The following is a 21,851-nucleotide window of genomic DNA, read 5'->3' as shown; positions in this document are numbered from 1 at the left end:
ACGATGGGATGGCCTTTCGCCAGCGCGGAACCAGACGATCAGCCGTCCGGTTCCGCCCGTTGCACCCAAACAAGAACTTTCATGTTTGAGCTCAATCTTTTTTGACGTTAGCGCCGCAGTTTCAAAGGAACCGGCGTGGTTAAGCCTGCCCCGGACTTACGCCTTGACGGCGTTCTGTGCAGCCGCAAATACATCGCGTGCGGACGTCGTACCCGCTATGTGCTCCGTACCCGTGACTCCGAGGTCCATCCATCCGGCGTTAACGCTCTCATACATTTCTTCGGCAGGCCCAGTGTGGCCCTTCGGTATGCCGAACTGTTCGAACGCTTCCGCCCACCCTGCACGCGGGACTGCAAAGGCTTTTACGTCGAGTGTCAGGACTTCACCCAATTGTCCGGCCACTTCGTCCGCGCTTACCATCGAACCCAACTCGATGACGCGAGGCCCTGACCACGCCGGCCCGGTCAGAAGCGTTGCCACTTCCGCGCCGATGTCGTCTGACGCGACCATTGTCGATTTCCGGTTTGTAGGATTGTAGAAGACCGGTAGTGTTCCGCCTTGGGCGGCCTGTAAGCCGAAAAGAAAGTTTTCGAAAAAGCCGCCTGCGCGCACAAATGCAACTGGAGATGGCAAGCTGCGAAAACCTTGCTCCAAGAGTGATAAGGCCGTGACATTCCCCACCCCGCTTGTTCTATTCGCGCCCATCGACGAGAGCGCTACCACCCGCGGGGGCACTGCCTTGGTCAGCGCCTCGACATAGTTCGCAATCACGCCCTTTGCTTCTCTATAATCAGGAGAGGGTGCCCATACAGCCGGCAACATAACAAACGCGCCCTCAACACCTTTGAGCGCCGCCGCTATGGCCGTCGAATCGTTCCAGTCTCCCTCGACCAACTCCACACCTTGGTCTGCCCACTTCGCCGCCCTCTCGCGATCGCGCACAAGCGCCCGCACCTCTTTGCCTTGCTTCAGCAGATGCCGCGCGGTGGCGCCCCCAACTTTTCCAGTAATGCCCATGACTAAATACATGCTCGTTTTCTCCTTGTTGTTCTTGCAGCGATATGGGACCGTATTTGCAGCCCCGTTTTTGCGTCGCGACGCATCTCTTTAGTTCAAAGGTGAACTCAAGAGATGCCCCACGCTAAGCATGGTTGGTGACGAGAAATGTCTGGTTTTTTTCCATGGACTTGGTCAACTTCTCAAAGTCGGCCTGAGTGAGTTGGGCGGGCAAGAAGTCTGTCCTGCCATCCGGATGCACCGCATCCTTCATCATTCGCTCGTGGTGATACGTTGACACACTCAGCACGCGGCACGGACGCTCACTCTTATTGGAGAACGAGTGAGGTGCATTGGGTTGCACCACCAAGCTCTCGCCGACTTCATACACGTTCCACTCAGCGGCGCCCTGACTGTTCCAGTGTCCAATTGATAGTGTGCCTTCCAGCACATAGAAAAACTCTGCAAAGGGATGCTTATGGAGGGGAATCCCCATGCCCGGCACGACCGTGGTTTCAAAAATGGAGAACGTGTAGCCCGTGTTTTCTCCCAGTGCCCTCCACAGCAACTGCATAGGCCCGATATCAAGCGCCGGGCCGCCTGTTTTGTTGTTCTTAATAACGTTGTGATGAATGACTTCTTCAAGCGGTGTGGGGAAATTCGACATAAAACAATCCTTTCGTGAACGAAGTTGGTGCTCTGACGTGAATCCCAGAGCTTGTGAGTTGCGCAGCTAGCACTCCGCTAGTCCCGTGGGTTTTCACAGTTATCTGTCGCATCGCTACAGGCCTTTACAGGGTCGATTGGATCGCCTCGATGAGAGGTGGTTGATCCTCGCCGAGGTCTTGCTATGTGGTCGTCACCGTCACTGCCTGACGCACATACAGGCCACTTTCAAGTTGCTGCACCATGAAGGCTGCCAGATCGGCCCGCCCGATCTGGCAGCCTTCTCGCCGCCCTCCGTGCTCAGCACCCTGGCAACGCCGGTCTTCTCGCCGTCGGTCAACATCGGCAGCCGCACGAGCGTCCAGACCAAGTTGCTGCGTTCGATCTCGGCCTCCATGCCCGCCTTGTCTACCAGCAGACCCCTCAGAAACGTCCGCATGAGTACGTGCTCGTTGAAGAAGCCAGCGTTCTTGACGCTCTCGCCCGCACCCATTACTGAAATCTTCAGCAGTCTCCGCACGCCATGGCGCTGCATCGCGTCGACAATATTGTGTGCCGCGCTCGTTTCCATCGTCGTCACTTTCCACGGCGTCTTGCCGTCAAGCGCGTCGATGACCGCATCCTGCCCGGCTACCGCAACGTCGACCGCAGCCGCGTCTAGCACGTCTCCTGCAACAACTCTGACATTCGCCTTCTTGTATTGCGCGGCACCGCGCACGAAAGCCATCACCCTATGCCCAGCCGCCAACGCCTCATTTACCAGCGCCTCTCCGCTCTTGCCCGCTGCTCCAATCACTAGAACTTTCATCGCATCCTCCTTTGCCTCGTACATGGCCGCCCATCTAAATACGCGACCTGACGATTAGATATCTATACTAACCATTGGTTGTAAAATAATCGTTGGTTTTATTTACCAATGGTCGCAAAGCAACATTTGGTCGCAAAAATCGCCAAAAGGAGACTAAGCTATTGAAGTGACATCCACATCACCAAGTCGTCGGGTAGAGCGCAAGGAGAGGTTGCGGGGCGAAATCCTTGCGGCTGCAAGCAAAATGTTTGCCGATCGCGGTTACGAAGCCGTGACGCTTCGCGAGATCGCTAAAGAGATCGGCTATACGCACGCCGTGATCTATCAGCATTTCCCCGACAAGTGGCACATTCTTGTTGAGTTGAGCAGCGAGACGATCGGGCTGATGGTTCAGAACTTCGACGCGATTGCCGCTAAACATCTTGCACCGAAAGATCGTCTTTTTGCGACTTCACGCGGCTTGATTCAATTCTGCATTGCCCATCCGCAACAGTTCCGTAACGTCTTCTTCGGACCTGAGAACCGCAATGGCGTCCGCGCTGGACAATATATCAACGACATTGGCGCGCCGTTGTTCGGACGTTTCGTGCAGCTCTTTTTCGATGTTGCCAAGGAAGAAGGATTGCCAAACAGGGATGACATAGTGGTAGCTCACACTTGGTGGTTTTCGATCTTTGGTCTCGCCACACTCATGGTCATTCAAGGGGTTGTGCCTGACTTGCCTGACCAGACTCTCGTGGTAGAGCAAACGATCGCAACGCTTTGGGCGGGCGTTCAGGCTGTTCCGCGATTGCCGAAGAGTGCAATCTCTAAGCGATCCGGCCGATCCAGTGCCTCAAAGCAATAACAGCTTCTGTCTACTTAGGAGCTGTTGGAGGTAACCGTGAGAGTGCGTAGATCTGAACGCTATGAAGTATTGAGACAGGTCGACGAGATGAAACGCAATCAGAGCCTGTGCGTGCGAGATACATAGGCCTTGATCGCTTAAGCACACTGGCATTCGATTGGTAATGCTAAGTCGGCTTATGGGAAGTGATGGCGGCCGATCGTTACCTATCCACGGCAGAGGTCTGTTCCGCCTGCTGAAACAAGCGACTCATTTGACAAGACATTCCCTCTGACCCGGAAACCTGGAGGGTGCGGAATCGCCATTTGCTCAATACGTCTGGGTAGACGTAGTCTAATTATGGCGATGCGTATTTTCCGGCAATTCGGCGTGCTGGTCTTACTGCTGGTGTCGTGCCTGGCTCCGGCGATGGCCTGCGTGGTTTCCAGTACGGAAATGAACCCCGAAGAACGTGCCTGCTGCCGCATGATGAAGAATCAATGCGGGCAGATGGACAATATGCCTGGGTCGCATGGCTGCTGCCAAAAGACCCCGCCGAGCGTCCACGATAACGCGCTGGATACGAAGGCGGTGACATTTCACCCGGTTGTAGCCCCTGTCATCTGGTTGGCTGCCTTTGAACTGGTGAATCCGGCCTCCACTGTCACTGGGTGGGTCGAGCGCCCCGACTACTCTCCTCCAGAGTCTCCACCTACAACCATTTCCATCCTAAGAATCTAGTCAGCTCCTCTCTCGCACTCTACCTTTGCCGAGCACGCACGCCTATACGCGTGTGTTTCGCCAAATGTCTTGAACTGCACTTGAGATTGGAGCTTCCGTATGAACGTGGTCTCTTTGACCGCCACGCTCGCGCTAGCCACCGCATTTTCTGCCTTCGGGCAGACGCCGGTGGCGAGCCCGCCCACGCCCTTGTCCCAGCTTTTAGCTGAGGCCGGGGCGAACAACCCACAGATCTCCGCGGCCGATCACGGCGCACAAGCTGCCAGGCAAATGGCGCCGCAGGTCACTACGTTGCCTGACCCGAAATTCACCTACCAGCAGTTGAGTGTGGGCAGTCCGAAGCCGTTTGCTGGCTATACCAACAGCGACTTTGCCTACATCGGCGTCGGAGCGTCGCAGGAATTGCCTTATCCAAGGAAATTACGGGCGCGCGGAGAAGTCGCCGAACGCGACGCCGACACAAAGCTGGCTGAAGTTGAAGTCACGAAAACGAGTATCGCCGACTCGATCAAGGCTGACTATCTGCAACTGGCATATCTGCAACAGACGCTCGGCATCCTCCGGCAAAACGAAACCGTGCTTGACCAACTCATTCAGGATGCAACGGCGCACTATCAGGTCGGTCAGGGGATGCAGCAGGATGTCCTACAGGCGCAAGTGAACCGAACCAAGATCGTGAAGGAGATCACGATGCACCATCAACTAATGGGACAGACACAAGCCCATCTCAAGGGCCTGCTCAGTCGGGATCAGGGATCTCCAGACATTGTTACGGAAGACATGATGGAAACACCGCTCACGCGCACGTCTGATGAGTTGCTTGCAGTGGTCCGCCAGGCCAACCCACAGATTCAAGTCGATGCAAGTTCCATCCGGAAGCAGGACGCGCAGTTGGTGTCTGCGAAGCGTGAGGGGAAACCGGATTTTGAAGTTGGCTATATCTATCAGAATACCGATCGTAAGTACCGGGATTACTACATGTTCACCTTTGATGTGCGCTTCCCGCGCAGGGCACGGGTGAATGCGGAGATCGCAGAGGCCACGGAGAAGCGCTCCGAATCACGACAAACCCTCAATGCGCATCTGCAACAGCAACTCGCTGAGGTGAAGGAAGGATATGTCAAAGCGACGAGCGATGCGGAGCTGCTAAAGGAATATCGGGAAGGTCTCATCCCACAATCGGATGCCGCGTACCGGGCAACACTAAACGCTTATGCGTCCAATCGTGAGCAATTCATTCATGTTCTCTCGTACTTCACCGACATTCTGAGTCTGAGGCTCGAATACGCGCAGACCCTCATGGATCACGAAGCTGCTTTGGCCCACCTCGAATCTCTGACAGGAGCGACACTGCGATGAACAAATATGTCTTGAGAACCTCACTCGTTTGGATCATTGTCCTAGCAGCTATCGCAGGGATCTGGGCATACCGCTCTCATTCAATCAAGCTGCCAATGTCACAGAAGTCGTCGATGTCCGGGGACATGCAGCCTGTTGCCTCTGGTCCTCCCGATACTGCGAACGAGCCAAAGCCATCCATGTCGGATATGCGAAATATGAAGATGGATGCTTCGCTCGTTCCAGTGCAGCTCACGCCCGAGAGGATGCAGAGCATCGGTGTTCAGACTGGCATGGTCGAATACAAACAACTGAGCGACGATATCCGCGCGACCGGCACGGTAGACATCAACGAGCGCCTGCTCTCCTATGTGCAGGTCCGCTTCCCCGGCTACATCCGCAAGGTGTTCGCCAATGCCACCTATCAGTATGTGCACAAGGGAGAACCGCTTTTTACGATCTACAGTCCTGACCTCGTGGCGACCCAGCAAGAGTATCTGCTGGCACGGCAGAATCAGAAGGCCATGAGCGCAAGCACTATCGATGGTGTCGCGGACGGTGCGGCCACTCTTTCGACCGCAGCAGAACAGCGACTCCAGCAGTGGGATATACCCGAAAGTGAGATCGCAAAGCTGAAAGAAAGCGGCAAACCAGTTACGGACCTCACCATCAACTCGCCGGTTGAGGGATACATTACCGAGCGAAATGCTCTGCCAAATATGTATGCCGAGCCTTCGACCAAACTCTACACCGTCGCCGATCTGTCGCGCGTATGGGTCTATGCACAGGTATTCCAGAACGACATAGGTCGCATAAGACCCGGCGATGCCGCGCAGATTATCGTCGATTCGTATCCAGGCCGCGTCTTCTCCGGGCAGATCGAAGAGATCCTGCCGCAGGTGGATATGACGACGCGCACGGTCCGTGTGCGACTGGCAATGGCGAATCCGGGACTCAAACTGAAGCCGGGTATGTTTGTGAACGTTGATCTAAAAACAAACCTGGGGCGTCAGCTGGTTGTTCCGGCGTCTGCTGTTTTTCAATCCGGCGCGCGGCAACTCGTGTTCCTCAATCATGGCAACGGCAGTCTTGAACCAAAGGAGATCACAATCGGTCCTCGCGTTGGCGATGACTTTGTCGTGCTCAAGGGACTGAAACCACATGAATCCATCGTGACATCAGCCAGCTTCCTTATCGACTCGGAAAGTCAGCTACAGGCCGCGGCGGGTTCCTTCGTGCCACCACCGCAGGGTGCCGGGGGTACGGCTTCAACAGCGAAAGTGCCTGCTGCTGTACAGACGAACGTCGATTTCGCCACCGATCCGAACCCACCGCAAAAGGGCAACAACATCTTTCGGGTGAAGCTCACAGGCGCAGACGGAACTCCCACCACGGGAGCTGATATTACGGTCACGTTCTATATGGCAGCGATGCCGGCGATGGGAATGGCTGCAATGAACACAAGCACCAAGCTCATCGATAAAGGCAACGGCATGTATGAAGGAAGCGGTTCGCTAAGCTCGGGCGGCACATATCAGGTGACCGTCTCCGCTCAGAAAAACGGCCAGGTGATCGCAACCAAGCAATTGCGCGTGAACGCGACAGGAGGCATGTAATGCTTTCCAGAATTATTGACGTTTGCGCCCGCAATCGCTTTATCGTGTTCACCGGAGTATTGCTGCTCACACTTGCCGGTATCTGGTCATTGCAACATGTGCCGCTGGACGCACTACCGGACATTTCGGACGTACAAGTGATCGTTCATACGGGTTGGGCAGGCGAGCCACCCGATGTCATCGAAGACCAGGTGACCTATCCCATCGTCACGAGTTTGCTGGCTGCCCCGCATGTCAAAGCCGTTCGCGCGCAGACCATGCTTGGCGACTCCTACGTCTATGTCGTGTTCGAGGACGGCACGGATCTCTACTGGGCGCGCTCGCGGGTCATCGAATACCTGCAACAAATAAGCGGACGCTTGCCGGAGAACGTGCATCCTTCGATCGGCCCTGATGCGACGGGCGCAGGCTGGGTCTATGAGTATGCCATCGTCGATAAGAGCGGCAAACACAGTCTTGCCGACCTGCGCAGTTTGCAGGACTGGCATCTGCGCTATGCGCTGGAGACTGTGCCCGGAGTTGCCGAGGTAGCCAGCATCGGTGGCTTCGTCAAGCAATATCAGCTACAGCTCGACCCCAACAAGCTACTTGCCTACGGCATTCCGCTTTCTACCGTCATCGACAAAGTAAAGATAAGCACGAATGAAGTCGGCGGTCGCGTCCTTAACTTGAGCGGCGCGGACTACATGATCCGTGGTCTCGGATATCTGCGCTCACTGGACGATCTCGCTACGGTTGCCGTCGGCAGCAAGAATGGGACCCCTGTTCTGTTGCGCGATCTCGGAACGGTGAGCTTTGGCCCGGATATACGCGAGGGGGTCGCGGAGTGGCATGGAGACGGGGAGACGGTCGGCGGAATCATCGTCATGCGCCAGGGCATGAACGCATTGAACGTCATCAATGGAGTAAAGCAGAAGCTCCGTGAGATAGCGCCCTCATTTCCACCCGGCGTCCAGATCATGACGGGTTATGATCGATCCGACTTGATCGAGGCGTCTATCAAAACGCTACAGCGTGATTTGACCGAAGAAGCCATTATCGTCAGCCTCGTCATCATCGTCTTCCTGTTTCATTTCCGTTCTGCGCTCATTGCCATCGTCGCCCTGCCTATCGCGGTGCTGATGTCTTTTATCCCAATGTATTGGCTGGGAGTGAGTTCGAACATCATGTCCCTGGGCGGCATCGCCTTAGCGGTTGGTGTGCTTGTCGATGCTTCTATTGTGATGGTCGAAAATGGCTATCGCCATCTGTCGGAACGGCAGGAAAACGATGCCAACCCGGTATCGGAGTCAGAGCGGCAAAGCATTCTTATCAACTCGGCCAAGCAGGTTGGTCCTGCACTCTTCTTTTCACTGATTATCATCGTCGTTTCCTTTATGCCGGTCTTCCTGCTCGAAGCGCAGGAAGGACGCATGTTCCGGCCGCTGGCATGGACCAAGACCCTGGCGGTCGGCTCCTCCTCCATCCTTGCCATCACGCTCGTGCCGGTTCTAATGGTGATGCTGATTAGAGGGCGGCTCAAGCCGGAGAATGCGAATCCTATCTCACGAGTCACGCAGGCGATTTACCTGCCCATCCTGAAATTCTGCCTGCGACACCGCAGGCTCACCATCGTGGTCAACCTGATCTTTCTGCTGGTCACGTTTCCACTAGCAACACGTTTGGGCAGTCAGTTCATGCCAGCTCTCTTTGAAGGCTCCACTCTCTACATGCCGACCGCTCTTCCAGGCATCTCCATCGAACAAGCGAAGGTGCTCCTGCAGCAGCAGGACCGCATTCTTCGCAGTTTTCCGGAGGTGGCCAGCGTATTCGGCGCAGTGGGCCGATCCGACAGCGCAACCGACAATGCGCCACTGGACATGTATGACACCACTCTCATGCTCAAACCACGGGAGCAATGGCCCACCGGGATGACCTACGAGAAGCTCATTCAGCAGATGGATGATAAGCTCCAGTTTCCGGGGCTCTCGAATACCTGGACAAGCCCGGTCGAAAACCGCCTCGATATGGAATTGACCGGCATCAAGACACCACTTGGCATGAAGGTGCAGGGGCCAAATGTGGATGGCATTCAGCAACTTGCCTCGCAGCTTCAGACTGTTCTTTCAGGGCTGCCCCAGGTGCGATCTGTCTTTGCTGAAAAGGTCGCGCAGGGTTTCTACGTCAATGTCGAAGTCAAACGGGAAGAGGCAGCGCGTTACGGTCTAACGATTGCGGACGTTCAGACAGCGGTTTCATCTGGCATCGGCGGACAGAATATTGCAGAGAACATCGAGGGCCGAGAACGCTACCCCATCAATGTCCGCTATCAGCGCGACTTTCGCGACAATGTTGACAAGATGCGTGGGGTACTGATCGGCACCCCATCCCGCGCTCAGATTCCGCTTGGACAGGTAGCGAAGGTCTCCTTCTCGCATGGCCCTGCCATGATCCGGGATGAAGACGGTGCGCTGACGGGATACATCTACATCGATCTCAAGAACTCCGATTACGGTGGCTTCGTTGCACAGGCAGACAAACTGATTCAAAACAAACTAGCCTTGCCCGCAAATTACACTTTCCAATGGTCGGGAGAATATGAACTCGAACTACGCGCAAAAAAACGCCTACAGCTGATCCTCCCGGTGGTATTCTTCGTGATTTTCCTATTGTTGTATCTGGTCTTTCACTCTGTTGCCGAAGCGCTTGTTCTCATCTTTCCAACCATCTATGCGATGAGTGGAGGGTTGCTCTTGCAATGGCTTCTTCACTACAACTTCAGCGTCGCCGTGGCGGTCGGTTACATCGCACTCTTCGGAATTGCGGTAGAAACAGGTGTCGTGATGGTCGTCTATCTTCATGAAGCTCTCGAACACAAACTGCAATCTGGTAAGACGCTGACGAATGCTGACGTTGAAGACGCAGCCATTGAAGGTGCTGTTCATCGTCTGCGGCCAAAGCTTATGACCGTCTGCGCTGTGCTTGCCAGTCTTGTTCCGATTCTCTGGGAATCCGGCATCGGCTCCGATGTGATGAAGCCGATTGCCGCGCCTATCGTCGGCGGCATGATTACGTCCACCATCCACGTCCTGATTCTGGTTCCCGTCTTCTTCGTCATGATGAAGGAACGGGCATTGCGTAAAGGACATTTACAAGCGCGGAATCAGGGTTCTGGCGTCACGGATTGAGAGGTATTTGGCCCGTTCTGGGTTCAGCAGCAGCCACAACTCTCGCCGTGGAGAGCACGTCGTCCCTCGACTATCAAGATGGACAACGCCAGGAGGGCTGCTGCTGAATCCACCCAACTAATGTGCCAGACAGCATTGATAGCCAGTCCCGCCAAAGTTATCAGCGCTAGATAAGCACAGGTGGCGGACTGTACCGCATCCGCAGCCAAGGCTCGGTTGTTTGTCCGTTGCGCGGTTCTACGCTTTGCCCAGGCCAGAATCGGCATCACGATAAGGGCAGCAAACGTGATGGCAATACCACTGCAACTCGTCTCCGGCTTGACACGGTATAGGAGTGAAAGGACAGTCACGAGTGCGACTATTCCTGCAAGGACAAAGAGCAGGACCAGCCAACCGTGCGGCACGGTCTTTCGTGAGTGGAAATGATGGGACAAGCGCTAAGAGAACCACCGTCGCCGATAGCAGTTCCACAAAGCTGTCAGCGCCAAATGCCAGCAGCGCCGAACTGTGCGCCCTCACAGCTCCGTAGAGAGATACTCCGCACTCTACCAACATCCATACCAAGGTGATTCCCTGAAGCCAGGCAATCGTACCCGTCATCGTCGCAGGAGGGGAGCAGGCTGTCCTGTTATTGGAATGAGCTTCGGTCTGGATGAACTGTGCCACAACTAAGTCTATCGCCATACCTACGCTGGAATCGTGTTCAACTGCTCCCGCGCCAGCAACTTCAAAACACGCTGCTTGATCTCATCACGAGTTTGGCGCACGATTTCTATTCCCTGTCCCTTGGGATCGGGCAACGGCCAATCGTCACGCCTGAGGCTAGGGACGTAGGGGCACTCATCTCCGCAACCCATCGTGACCAGCATTTCGGCATTTTTCGCCAACTCTGCCGTAAGCTTCTGAGGCTTCGCGTTGCTGAGGTCGATTCCCACCTCGCGCATTGCGTCCACGACTACTGGATGAACATGTTCGGCGGGATGAGTCCCAGCAGAAATACCATGCGCCAAATCAGGATCGACGAGTTGGTTGAAGAAGGCAGCCGACATCTGTGAACGACCAGCGTTATGAATACAGGCAAAAATGAAAGTACGCATCCCTGGTCAAGCTCCTTCGGTTGAACGGTTCTACTGATGTCCTATATTGTCAATTTCCTTTTGCAAGGCAAGCTGGTCAAGTGTCGAGAGCGGCAAAGAGAGAAACAGAGCAATTCTCCGATCAAGGATGGAGAAGGTGTCACGAAATGCGCGGTCAATCTCTTCCGGCCTGCCCACGGCTGTAGCGGGATCGGGCACTCCCCAGTGGGCCGTCATTGGCTGCCCCGGCCAAACCGGGCATATTTCTTTGGCAGCGTTGTCGCAGACAGTGAAGACGAAATGAAGTTGGGGAGCATCGGGTTTCGCAAATTCATCCCATGACTTGCTGGAGAACCCGTCCGTACTGAGTCCAGCAGTCGCGATCTGCTTGAGCGCTTCGGGGCGAACAATGCCTGCTGGGTGGCTGGCTGCACTATAAGCTGTGAAGTTGGCTCTGCCTTTGCGGTTCATGATCGCCTCGGCTATGATCGAGCGTGCAGAATTACCGGTGCATAAGAACAATACGTTGTAGTGTGGCATCATGCTCTCCTACGCACAGCAAGACGGGCCACAGCAAGGGGATGACGCTGTGGCTTTTGGCTTGACGGCGTAGACCTTTACACTTGCGGCCGCGGCATTGATGTCATGGTTCTTCAGCAAATCATTCAGTTCCGTGTGGAGTGATGCTATATTTGGCGCGGGCGCACAGCAGGACTCTCCATCCATCGCGGGGGAACAGCAACCCGACTGATTCTCCACTTTGGTGTAAGCGTTCAGGTCCGCTCCACTGTCCAAGATCTCAACATGCTCGAATCCTGCTGCGAGAAGACCGGCACGGTATTCGTCGATCTTGATCGCGCCAGCGATGCAGCCCACATAGGCGGCCATGCTGCGAGCGACGGCCTCCGGTAGCTCGCCCTTCAAGGCTATGTCACTCACGGCAACACGGCCTCCAGGCTTGAGCACACGGGCAATCTCGCGGAAGACAGCGGACTTATCCGGTGCTAGGTTCAGGACGCAATTCGACATGACGCAATCCACAGAAGCATCGAGAAGCGGGATGTGCTCGATAGTGGACTGGTAAAACTCCACATTGGTATAGCCGCCCGCCATTGCGTTCGCTCTGGCCCGCTCAATCATGGCCGGAGTCATATCAATACCGATTGCACGTCCCTGCGGCCCCACCATCTTTGACGCCAGAAAGACATCGAGGCCGCCCCCGGAACCGAGATCCACTACCACCTCACCGGGCCGAATGTGCGCGGTCGCCGCGGGATTGCCGCAAGACAGGCCCATGTTTGCCTCGGCTGGGATCGAGGTTAGTTCCTCTGTCGAATAGCCAAAGGCTTCTGCAACGGCCCTTACACCGTCATCGTCGCTCGATAGCGTGCTCTGTGCAACTGCACCGTACTTCGATCGAATGGAATCAAGAATCTGTTCTGCCATGCAACCACCTCCGAGGACATATTCGCCAATGTGAATGTATCTCTTGCTTTCGTATTCGTCAAGGCGTATACATTCTCTATGGCAAGGCGAGCGCAACTATTCGACATGCAGCAGTTCTTTCAGGCTTTGGGAGACAATACCCGCATCCGGCTCCTCAACCTCATGGGAGATCAGGAAGTTTGCGTCTGCTACTTCGTGGAAATCCTGGGTGGCCCGCAGCCGAAAATCTCTAGGCATTTAGCGTATCTGCGGAAGGCTGGCATCGTCTCGGTGCGGCGAGAAGGTAAGTGGATGCACTACCGCATTGTTATGCCGCCCCATATCGGAGCAACGCAAATCCTTCGACAGACCCTCGATTGGTTGAAGGAAGACAAGTCTATGCAGGCAGATAAGGCGCGTCTCACCAAGGCTTGCTGCTCTCCGTCGAAATACCCCGCGCTCGAAGGTGCTCCACTCCCCACGGCTATTACGGAACCGTGCTGCGAGGCTTGCTAGATATGACCACAGCCATAACGCAAGGACGTGTATGCGCTCCCGCGCAACGAAAGAAGCTATCTTTTCTGGATCGCTTTCTTACGCTCTGGATATTCCTCGCAATGGCCGTCGGTGTGAGCATCGGCCACTTCATCCCCAATTCGGCGGCCTTCGTCAATCGATTTCAGACCGGCACGACCAATATCCCCATCGCTATCGGACTCATCATCATGATGTTCCCGTCACTCGCGAAGGTTCGTTATGAGAAGCTGGGCGAGGTCTTCCGTAACAAGCGCGTACTTGGCCTGTCGCTGATACAAAACTGGCTCATCGGCCCGGCACTCATGTTCTTCCTGGCTGTTGTCTTCCTGCACAATGAACCGGCATACATGCGCGGCCTCATCCTGATCGGCATTGCACGTTGTATTGCGATGGTCCTCGTCTGGAATGAGCTTGCAGAAGGCGATACGGATTACGTCGCCGGACTGGTCGCTATCAACAGCGTCTTTCAGGTGCTTTTTTACAGTATCTACGCCTGGGCTTTCCTTACGGTGCTCCCGAAGTGGTTTGGCCTTGAGGGGAGCATTGTCAAAATCGGAATCGACCAGATTGCGAAGAGCGTCGGCCTTTATCTCGGTGTTCCATTTGTCGCCGGATTCCTGACACGGTTCGTTCTCATTCGGCTCAAAGGGGAGGAATGGTATCGGGCACGCTTCCTTCCTCAGGTGAGTCCGCTCACGCTGGTCGCGCTGCTCTTCACAATTCTGGTCATGTTCTCGCTGAAAGGCGAACTCATTGTGAGACTGCCTCTTGATGTAGTGAAGATTGCTGTTCCTCTGGTCGTCTATTTCCTCATTATGTTTCTGGTCAGCTTTTGGATGGGCAAGCGGCTTGGCGCGGATTATGCACAATCGGCTACCCTCTCCTTCACGGCTGCCGGTAACAACTTTGAGCTGGCTATTGCGGTAGCGGTGGCAGTCTTTGGGTTGAACTCTGGAGAGGCGTTCGTCGGTGTCGTGGGCCCACTCATAGAGGTGCCAGCGTTGATCGGCTTGGTCAACGTGGCCTTCTGGCTTAGACACCGGTATTTTGGGCAGGGGGCCACAGGCTTTCATGCACGCCCGGTCGAAGACGCCCAATAAAATGTCTCGGCAACGCTAAGACGATTTGCCAGCGGTGCATATTGCTGTTGGATTCCGAGATAGGCTCGATAGGCAGGAACAGACGCCGTACGCATCAGATTCGCTGAAACTTGGAACGTCGCGAGGGTGCTTGAGCACCCTTCCGCACCCTAAAAATTTGAAAAAGATCGATTTGGACTGGACCTCTGCCGTAGTCCAGACCTCTGTCGCTGCACGGCAGAGGTCTGAATCTCGGCACGTTCAATTTGCGAGGGTGCTGGCGAGGGTGCTGAAATTTGGGATTCGCGTTTTTCCCCGTGTTTTTGAATGTCTTTGGGTGTCGTAGTTAGCCATCAACGCCCATTAAATCATATAGATACAACCAGTTAGCGTAACTGTCACAGCAGAGGTAAGAGTCAGAGGCTCGCCGCTCAATAGAATGATTGCTGACCCAATCAGCGTCCCCCCACTAAACAATCGAGGGACAAATGAGAAAGTCACGCCGAAGAGGCTGGATCGAGCTTCGCGGGAAGAAGTGGTATGGATATTTCCGCAAGACAGTGATTGATCCGACAACAAACGAACAAAGACGCATGACCGCCACGGTGATCCTGGGATTCCAGGCTCACATGAACAAGGCAGAAGCACGAGAGATCCTGGATTTCCACCTCTTCAAACAAACAGGAGCACGCTATGAGGAAGGAGTTTGGATCGACAGTTCGGTAACTTTCGGATGGTTTGTTCGCAATCGCTTTCTTCCTCTGAAAGAAGGAATGTGGAGGGTTGAGACCGCCAAGGTCAAGAAACTTCTCATCGAGCGTGACCTAATCGATAGCTTTGACGCTATCTCGCTGAAGAGCTTCGATAAATTTCGCCTGCAGATTCATCTGCATAATTTGGCCAAAGAAAGATCCAGAGATCGTGTCCTTCAAATTCACGCATATCTGCGCGATATTTTTGCAGAGGCAGAGGAGCAGGGATTTCTTGCGAAGGATCCAGCGCGAAGGCTCCGAGTTCCGACACAGCTACGCGGGGTTGATAAAACAACTTTGACCTGGGAACAGCTCAGAGAAGTTCTCTCTCGCTTGGTCCCCGTGATCGTCTGCTATTAGAGCTTGGTATGACGAATGCATTGCGGCCCAGTGAAATGTTTGCTCTCAAGTGGCAAAGTTTCAACTATGAAAAGCTGACCATAACGTTGAGTGAGACAGTATATAAAGGGAAAATTCGTCCATGGGGTAAAACGCCAAAGAGCATGGGAGTGATCCATATCACTCAGGAGTTAGCCAAGGCACTACTGTTTTGGAAACAGCAATGTCCAACCCCTACTCCTGATACGTTTATTTTCTCGAATAGCAGGGAAAACTTTATTGATGCAGACAGATTCCGCAAACAGGTATTACACAAACTGGCTGCCGAACTGAAATTGCCTAAGCTGACGTTCCGGGTCATTCGTCGTTCGATTGCAACACTCGCTCAAACGATGGGCTCGGTTAAAGACATCCAGGGCATACTTCGGCACTCGTCTGCGTCAACAACTGCAGATGTCTACATGCAGGAAATTTCCGAGGGTGTGCAGATGACTTTGTTATCCATCAGCAATGAACTGAGGGCAATTCCCTCTTCATCCAGTTTGGAGCCAAATGGAAGCTGCTGCCAACCCATAGAGTCTTCTCTAGAATTTGAGGTGGCAATGAATATGTAACGAGGGTAGGAAATCGTGTCGTTTGACCTCTTCCACACACGGAGGGCAACCTTCTTTAGTCGCCCAGCACTGGTTGCATTGGTTGCAAGTGCGAAAGGGAACGGCCGCTAAGTCATTGATTTTCCCAACTGGTTTTGCTTGGTTCCTCTTCCATGCCATGGAAATGGCAAAACCATAAGTTATTGACGGTAAAGCAGTTATAAACCGGCAAAACCGGCCTTCTGGGCGGCCTTTGACACAAACTTTGACACAAACTTTTCGGGCCGTGGGCTGCGCTTGTGGCGGGAGCAGCTCACCATCATTTCCATTCACCGATGGACAGAACGTAACCTTAGAGACGACATGGACACCCTCCAATACGGCGAAATCCGTAACGATATTGTCGCACTGCTCCAGGCTGCCAGAACCGCTTCCGCTCGAAGCGTGAATGCACTGATGACTGCCGCCTATTGGGAGATCGGACGCCGCATCGTGGAATCCGAACAACAGGGGCAGGAGCGGGCGGAATACGGCGAGGCCCTTATCAAGCAACTCGCCGAAGATCTGGAGCCACGTTTCGGGCGGGGCTTTGGGTGGCGCAACCGCACACAAATGCGGGCGTTCTTCCTCGCTTGGCCCGCCTCGAAGATTTTGCAGACACCGTCTGCAAAATCTGTCCCTCTTCCTGAACTGGCTCAAAAGTTCCCTTTACCCTGGTCGGCATACGTCCGGCTGCTCTCGGTGCGGAATCTGGAGACTCGTGCGTTCTACGAGACCGAAGCTCTTCGTTCCGGCTGGTCAATTCGTCAGCTCGACCGGCAGATTGGCAGCCAGTTTTACGAACGCATCGCACTTTCTAAAAACAAGGCCGCCATGCTTCAAAAGGCGGAGACCGCCGCATCCGGCGATACCGTTACACCTGAGCAAGCCATCAAAGATCCGTTCGTGCTCGAATTCCTTGGCCTCAAGGACGAGTATTCTGAGACGGACCTTGAAGCGGCGCTCATCCAACACCTCACCGATTTCCTGCTAGAACTAGGAGACGACTTCGCGTTTCTGGGCAGGCAGAAGAGGCTTCGCATTGACGACACCTGGTTCCGAATAGATCTCCTTTTCTTCCATCGTCGGCTCCGTTGCTTGGTTGTCATCGATCTCAAAGTGGGCAGGTTCAGCTACGCGGATGCCGGACAGATGCACCTCTACTTGAACTACGCACGCGAGCACTGGATGAAAGAGGGAGAGAACCCTCCGGTGGGATTGATTCTTTGTGCAGAAAAGGGCACAGCGGAGGCTCATTATGCTCTCGACAGTCTACCCAATAAAGTTCTCGCCGCCGAATACCAGATGGTGCTCCCTGATGAAAAGGTGATTGCCAACGAATTGAAGAAATCTCGGGTGCAGTTGGAAGAGCGGCGTATGAGTCGTATCCAATCTGATAGCACCTGAGAATTGTGGGCACTATCCTAACCGATGTTTACGACATCTTGGTACCATTCAGCTCTTTGGTGAGTGCATTGGCGATGATGCGTCATTTGAGAGTGACGGCCCGCTTACATCCAAGTTGCGCCCGTCGGCCTGCGTATACATCACATCTCCTTTCACCTAGGCTTTACATACGGCGCAAAAACTTACTTCACTCCATCGGGTCTAAGCAAGCTCATGAAGAAGAAAGAGCAAAATGCGATTCACGCTCTTCTTGGAACCTTGGCGGTTCTCGCACTCCTGCCCGTACCGGTGCGCGCGCAGGAGATTGTCGCAGGTGTGAATGACAAGATTCGGGTCCGCGTGGGAACGCCTCTGGTTGCTCGTGGGCCCTCTGGCGATGTCGCTGACAATTGGTTTACGGAAACCCGACTTCCCGATGGGCGCTTTCGCGGCTTTACAGGAACTGGAGATACATGGGCGGTTGACGGCCATCATCCCTACGAAATGAGCAGCCCAGGGGTCAAAGTCCTGAAACCGGGGCTACCGGGCAGCCCATCCTCTTGCGGTCAATGGACCCAGCACGTCGAACTCGAAGGCAAGACACTGTACGGCTGGGTTCACAATGAAACCGCCTGCAACTACGCAAAGGGCCAGACACATTCCTCCATGACCATTGCTACCTCCGCCGACTATGGGCTTACCTGGAAGATTGAAGGACCGGTCATCGCTGGTACTGACCCGCCCGCCGCCGGTAAAAGTACAGGTGATAGTTGTCCTGCCACAGTGAAGGGGCAGGACGGTTATGACTATGCGTATTGCCTTCGCAACGGCGGGCAATCCTGGAATGGCGGTTACACGTTCATTGCGCGTGCGCCTTCCACCAACCCCGGCCCCGGCCAGTGGAAGAAGTTTTTCAACGGCGCCTGGTCCGAGCCGGGAGTTGGTGGCAAATCAAGCCCCGTCGATGGGCTGGGCGTCGCTTATTGGACCACAACGCATCAGACCATCAGTCTCAACTGGGCCCACGGAGGCATGGGGCTTCAGGTGTCCGCGGATCGCCTGCACTTCAAGCCAGCTTTTTCTCAACCTCTCATGTTAACTGCGGGTGGCGACTGGGGGCGCAAAGACGGCCTGGAACTTGTCTCTTATCCTGTTGTCATCGACGCACAAACTCGTCTTAATCAGCTCGGTGACCATTGGCTACTCGCTTACATGTACCTTAACCCTGGCGAGGGCTTCGACAAGCGCTATCTGATTTTCCGTCCGGTCGATATCTCCTGGTCCCGCTCACCGAGCGAACCCGTAGTGGCTGAAATGCTCACGCACTGGTACGACGCGACCCACCATGACCATTGGACCACCATTGCTCCCGTGCCTGGCAACTACACTTCTTACCGCCTTGTCGCCCAGCTTGGCTACATGATGACTGCGGCAGATCCTGCCAAACCCACCGTTGAGCTCGAAGAATGTCTCAGTAGGTCGCTCGGTCATCCCGACCGCATTCTCATTCAAAAGGGCGTTTGCGAAACGCAGGACTACCAGCGACTGCGCAGCGCAGGATTCGTCTATTCCACAGCTCAGCCCGACACGCAGCCGCTTTATCGCTGCTACTCCGACGCCGAGCACGCCCACTTTGCAGCAAATGACGAGAACTGCAACGGCATGGGCAAACGCGAGGCACTCCTCGGCTACGACCTCAAACAGTGACTGGCATTGCGATGTGACACTTCCCCGCGCAAACGGCTTTGCACACTCGTTGCTGGTGGTTTATCACCAACTGAGGCAGACCCGCCTGAATTCCTCGTCACACGATCCTCTGAACCCATTGGCTCCGCCAAGGCGGCGCCTTGAAGAGATCTATCCGCGAAATACTGTGCCTCATGCACGACCTTGCCGTTACGGAACTCCATAATGCTCACTGTGTATGATGAACGTCCCGGGGCGGCGAATACTGAGTCGATTCTACAATGCCGCAAACAGGGCGCACCACGTTTCCATGACCGAACAGCTTGGAACCAAGCATCGGCGACTTGACACTGATTTAAGTTCACTTCAGTGTAGAGAACCCGCCTAGTGGATACCGTACAGCCCTTGAAAGTAGTAGTCGATGAGGTGCGTAAACGCTTCTGGAGATGATTCAGGGAGATTGTGCGTCGGGTACACTCCCTGATGGCATGGACGAGATGACCGCAACTTCTTCTTTGCTATAAGGGTTGTAAAAGGCAATCTTCGGCTCATCGAAGTTCAGAGGAGATTTTGGGTTCATGAAGAAGCGCAGACGCTTGGTTGCAGTCCTAGCATTTCTGGTTCCGCCAACCGTCCTTGCATCCGAGGATGTCACTCTTAAGGGCAGAGAGTTTTATCTGGACGGCAAGCCGTGGTTGCCGAAGGGCATCGACGTTGAGGCGTTCAATCGCCCCATTGGAAATTATGAGTCTGCCTCGTTGCAACAGCTGGCGAAGCAAGTGCGCAGTGATTGGGGACCTGCCGAAATGAGTGCAATCAAGACGGTCTTTGGCAGCAAGATGATCCGTTTTACTGTCAGTCAGCCGGGGCTGGATCCGCAATCGCCGATCTATTCGGCGGCCTACCGTGACGAAGTGCTTGCGGGGTTCAAGGAGGCGAGAGATGCCGGTTTCGTCCTCGTTGTGTCTATGGACGCGCAGGCCGAGAACGGCATCCCCAATCTGCCTTGCATGCCGAGCGACAGTACGGCGCGGGCCTGGAAGGCGCTTGCACCTTCGCTCATCAACGATCCGGGGGTGATCTTCGAACTGTTCAACGAGCCCTGCCGGGACAACTGGGATCAGGGACGCAAGGAGTGGGCAGGCGAGATGCAGACCCTGATCGACATGTTCCGGAGTATGGGAGCCAGGAATATCCTGTTGGCGGACGGCCTGAGTTTCAGTCAATCGACCAACGGGCTGTTTCCTCTCTTGCACGATTCCATCCCCAACCGTCTTGCGATGGCCGTCCATCCCTATTTCAACGGCTTGAGCAAGGAGCCATCCACGCCACCCGAGACGTACTTTGAAAATCATTTTGGCAAGGATGCTGGCAGGTATCCGATCCTCGCCACCGAGTGGAACGCCACCGACACCAATGGTTGCGTGGATGATCGAACGCCGGAGATTGCTCTAGCGTTAGTGCGCTATCTGCAACGGCTACATATCGGACTGGTTGGCTGGGCCATCGATTCCGATCATGGAAAGCTGGTGAAGGATCATTTGCACTTTGAGCCAACCGATTACCAGAACTGGCATGGGTGCCCGCACACGCCCAAAGGTCAGCCGACGCCTCCGGTCTTCTCCGGTGCCGGCAAGCTGCTCGCCAACTTCCCAAACAACTGAGGAAAAACGTGATGAGATATGTTGCGCTCCTTGTGTCCTTACTATTTTCTCTTCCTGCCGTGGCTGTCCAAGACGTCACGATCAAAGGCAAGGACTTCTATCTGGATGGCAAGCCCTGGCTGCCCAAGGGTGTTAACGTCGCCGCTTTTGTTCGGCCGAAGTTTATTCCGTCCGCCCCCAAGTGGATGAATGATGAGAGCAACAATCCGGGGCGGGAATGGTGGTGCCCTGCTGAGTTTGCCGCGATCAAGAGCGTTCTGGGAGGCAGCGTGATTCGCTTCCAGATCAGTCAGGCCGCGCTTGATCCCCACTCCTCCATCTACGACCGCGCATATTTGACCGAGCTGACTGGAGCCATCAAGCAGGCGCGCGCAGCCGGTTTTGTCGTCATCTGCTCGATGAGTTGGGGAGATAGTGGCGGACTGCAGAACATGGCGGGCATGCCGGACGATGGCACAACGCGCGCGTGGCAGTCGCTGGCGCCTGGATTTGTCCATGATCCGGGAGTTATGTTCGAGCTATTCAACGAGCCTAAGCTGGATTGGAACAAGGCAGGCAGCCACCAGATCTGGGCGCAGGATATGCAAGCGCTCATCGATGAAGTGCGTTCGCTGGGCGCGACGAACATCCTGCTTCTGGATGGCCTGGGCTATGCGCAGTGGACCAACGATCTCTTTCCTCTGGTCCATGATCGCCTGCCCAATCGCATGGCAATGGCCGTCCATCCCTACCTCGACCCCATGCGCAACGAAGCTCATCTCGACCCGCAGGAATACTGGCGCAAACACTTCAGCCTGAGCGCCGCGCAGGTTCCCATGATCACGACGGAGTGGAACGCAACGCCCAACGGCGGCTGCGCTGGCCCCAGCACACCAGAGCTATCGCTTGCGCTCATGCGGTTGCTGGCATCGCTGCATGTGGGCGTGCTTGGCTGGTCCATCGATACATCCGCAAAGCTGGTCAAAGACCATACCAGTTATCAGCCGACAGACTATACATCCTTCCAGGATTGCAAGGACGGATCGGAATCCGGCGGTGGCAGCCTGTTGGCCAGGTTCCCAAACGACTAAAAGGATCAGCCTTCTGCCTCACTATCTTGAAAGATAGCAGTGATTCT

At 54.9% G+C, this 21,851-nt stretch carries 19 protein-coding genes; 13 read left to right on the top strand and 6 right to left on the bottom strand.

Annotated features, from left to right (window positions below; translation table 11 throughout):
• Window positions 1-156 precede the first annotated feature (156 nt).
• The 3 genes from RBB81_RS10405 to RBB81_RS10395 form a co-directional block, all read right to left on the bottom strand.
• On the bottom strand, window positions 157-1,029 hold the full coding sequence (locus RBB81_RS10405) for an NmrA family NAD(P)-binding protein (protein ID WP_353073631.1): 873 nt from the start codon (window positions 1,027-1,029) through the stop codon (window positions 157-159).
• A gap of 112 nt (window positions 1,030-1,141) precedes the next feature.
• Window positions 1,142-1,663 (bottom strand): cupin domain-containing protein, encoded by a 522-nt coding sequence (locus RBB81_RS10400; RefSeq protein ID WP_353073630.1) that lies wholly within the window; start codon window positions 1,661-1,663, stop codon window positions 1,142-1,144.
• A gap of 198 nt (window positions 1,664-1,861) precedes the next feature.
• Window positions 1,862-2,494 (bottom strand): NAD(P)-dependent oxidoreductase, encoded by a 633-nt coding sequence (locus RBB81_RS10395; RefSeq protein ID WP_353073629.1) that lies wholly within the window; start codon window positions 2,492-2,494, stop codon window positions 1,862-1,864.
• Between the two features lie 142 nt (window positions 2,495-2,636).
• Here RBB81_RS10395 and RBB81_RS10390 point away from each other — a divergent pair, with 142 nt between their 5' ends.
• From RBB81_RS10390 to RBB81_RS10370, 5 genes are all read left to right on the top strand, one after another.
• The gene (locus RBB81_RS10390; protein ID WP_179581862.1) at window positions 2,637-3,317 is read left to right on the top strand and encodes a TetR family transcriptional regulator; all 681 of its coding nucleotides are present in this window, start codon (window positions 2,637-2,639) and stop codon (window positions 3,315-3,317) included.
• Between the two features lie 339 nt (window positions 3,318-3,656).
• On the top strand, window positions 3,657-4,037 hold the full coding sequence (locus tag RBB81_RS10385) for a hypothetical protein (protein ID WP_179581861.1): 381 nt from the start codon (window positions 3,657-3,659) through the stop codon (window positions 4,035-4,037).
• Between the two features lie 99 nt (window positions 4,038-4,136).
• Window positions 4,137-5,396, top strand: coding sequence for a TolC family protein (locus RBB81_RS10380; protein ID WP_179581860.1), 1,260 nt, complete (start codon window positions 4,137-4,139; stop codon window positions 5,394-5,396).
• Between the two features lie 95 nt (window positions 5,397-5,491).
• Entirely contained in the window at window positions 5,492-6,991 is a 1,500-nt protein-coding gene (locus RBB81_RS10375) for an efflux RND transporter periplasmic adaptor subunit (RefSeq protein ID WP_353073628.1), read from the top strand.
• On the top strand, window positions 6,991-10,158 hold the full coding sequence (locus tag RBB81_RS10370; RefSeq protein ID WP_353073627.1) for an efflux RND transporter permease subunit: 3,168 nt from the start codon (window positions 6,991-6,993) through the stop codon (window positions 10,156-10,158). The genes RBB81_RS10375 and RBB81_RS10370 overlap by 1 nt, the downstream gene beginning before the upstream one ends.
• Before the next feature lie 686 nt (window positions 10,159-10,844).
• Here the strand turns inward: RBB81_RS10370 and RBB81_RS10360 are convergent.
• From RBB81_RS10360 to arsM, 3 genes are read right to left on the bottom strand one after another with little or no spacing between them, the layout of a single operon-like run.
• The gene (locus RBB81_RS10360) at window positions 10,845-11,255 is read right to left on the bottom strand and encodes a low molecular weight phosphatase family protein (protein WP_179581857.1); all 411 of its coding nucleotides are present in this window, start codon (window positions 11,253-11,255) and stop codon (window positions 10,845-10,847) included.
• 30 nt (window positions 11,256-11,285) lie between these two features.
• Window positions 11,286-11,777 carry an arsenate reductase ArsC gene (locus tag RBB81_RS10355; RefSeq protein ID WP_353073625.1) on the bottom strand — a complete coding sequence of 164 codons (492 nt, stop codon included), beginning with the start codon at window positions 11,775-11,777 and terminating at the stop codon, window positions 11,286-11,288.
• Between the two features lie 6 nt (window positions 11,778-11,783).
• Window positions 11,784-12,680 carry an arsenite methyltransferase gene (arsM, locus tag RBB81_RS10350; RefSeq protein WP_353073624.1) on the bottom strand — a complete coding sequence of 299 codons (897 nt, stop codon included), beginning with the start codon at window positions 12,678-12,680 and terminating at the stop codon, window positions 11,784-11,786.
• A gap of 78 nt (window positions 12,681-12,758) precedes the next feature.
• On the opposite strand from arsM, the gene RBB81_RS10345 reads away from it, so the two are divergent.
• The 8 genes from RBB81_RS10345 to RBB81_RS10310 all read left to right on the top strand — a co-directional run bounded on the left by RBB81_RS10345 (window position 12,759) and on the right by RBB81_RS10310 (window position 21,804).
• Complete coding sequence (locus RBB81_RS10345) at window positions 12,759-13,175, top strand: ArsR/SmtB family transcription factor (RefSeq protein ID WP_179581854.1); 417 nt, start codon at window positions 12,759-12,761, stop codon at window positions 13,173-13,175.
• A 2-nt stretch (window positions 13,176-13,177) separates the two neighbouring features.
• Window positions 13,178-14,296 (top strand): ACR3 family arsenite efflux transporter, encoded by a 1,119-nt coding sequence (arsB, locus tag RBB81_RS10340; RefSeq protein ID WP_353073623.1) that lies wholly within the window; start codon window positions 13,178-13,180, stop codon window positions 14,294-14,296.
• Window positions 14,297-14,835: 539 nt separating this feature from the next.
• Window positions 14,836-15,387 carry a hypothetical protein gene (locus RBB81_RS10335; protein WP_353073622.1) on the top strand — a complete coding sequence of 184 codons (552 nt, stop codon included), beginning with the start codon at window positions 14,836-14,838 and terminating at the stop codon, window positions 15,385-15,387.
• Between the two features lie 8 nt (window positions 15,388-15,395).
• Window positions 15,396-15,980, top strand: a complete 585-nt coding sequence (locus tag RBB81_RS10330) for a tyrosine-type recombinase/integrase (RefSeq protein WP_353073621.1) — start codon at window positions 15,396-15,398, stop codon at window positions 15,978-15,980.
• Window positions 15,981-16,322: 342 nt separating this feature from the next.
• A complete protein-coding gene (locus RBB81_RS10325) occupies window positions 16,323-17,405 on the top strand; it encodes a PDDEXK nuclease domain-containing protein (RefSeq protein ID WP_353073620.1) in 1,083 nt (360 codons plus the stop codon).
• A 213-nt stretch (window positions 17,406-17,618) separates the two neighbouring features.
• On the top strand, window positions 17,619-19,091 hold the full coding sequence (locus RBB81_RS10320; protein ID WP_353073619.1) for a hypothetical protein: 1,473 nt from the start codon (window positions 17,619-17,621) through the stop codon (window positions 19,089-19,091).
• Window positions 19,092-19,648: 557 nt separating this feature from the next.
• Window positions 19,649-20,734, top strand: a complete 1,086-nt coding sequence (locus RBB81_RS10315; RefSeq protein ID WP_179581850.1) for a cellulase family glycosylhydrolase — start codon at window positions 19,649-19,651, stop codon at window positions 20,732-20,734.
• Between the two features lie 11 nt (window positions 20,735-20,745).
• Window positions 20,746-21,804, top strand: a complete 1,059-nt coding sequence (locus tag RBB81_RS10310) for a cellulase family glycosylhydrolase (RefSeq protein WP_353073618.1) — start codon at window positions 20,746-20,748, stop codon at window positions 21,802-21,804.
• Window positions 21,805-21,851 lie beyond the last annotated feature (47 nt).

Source organism: Tunturibacter gelidoferens, assembly GCF_040358255.1.
Classification (GTDB): domain Bacteria; phylum Acidobacteriota; class Terriglobia; order Terriglobales; family Acidobacteriaceae; genus Edaphobacter; species Edaphobacter gelidiferens.
The sequence above is the reverse complement of the archived record's forward strand: the minus strand, read 5'-3'. Positions and strand labels throughout refer to the sequence as shown.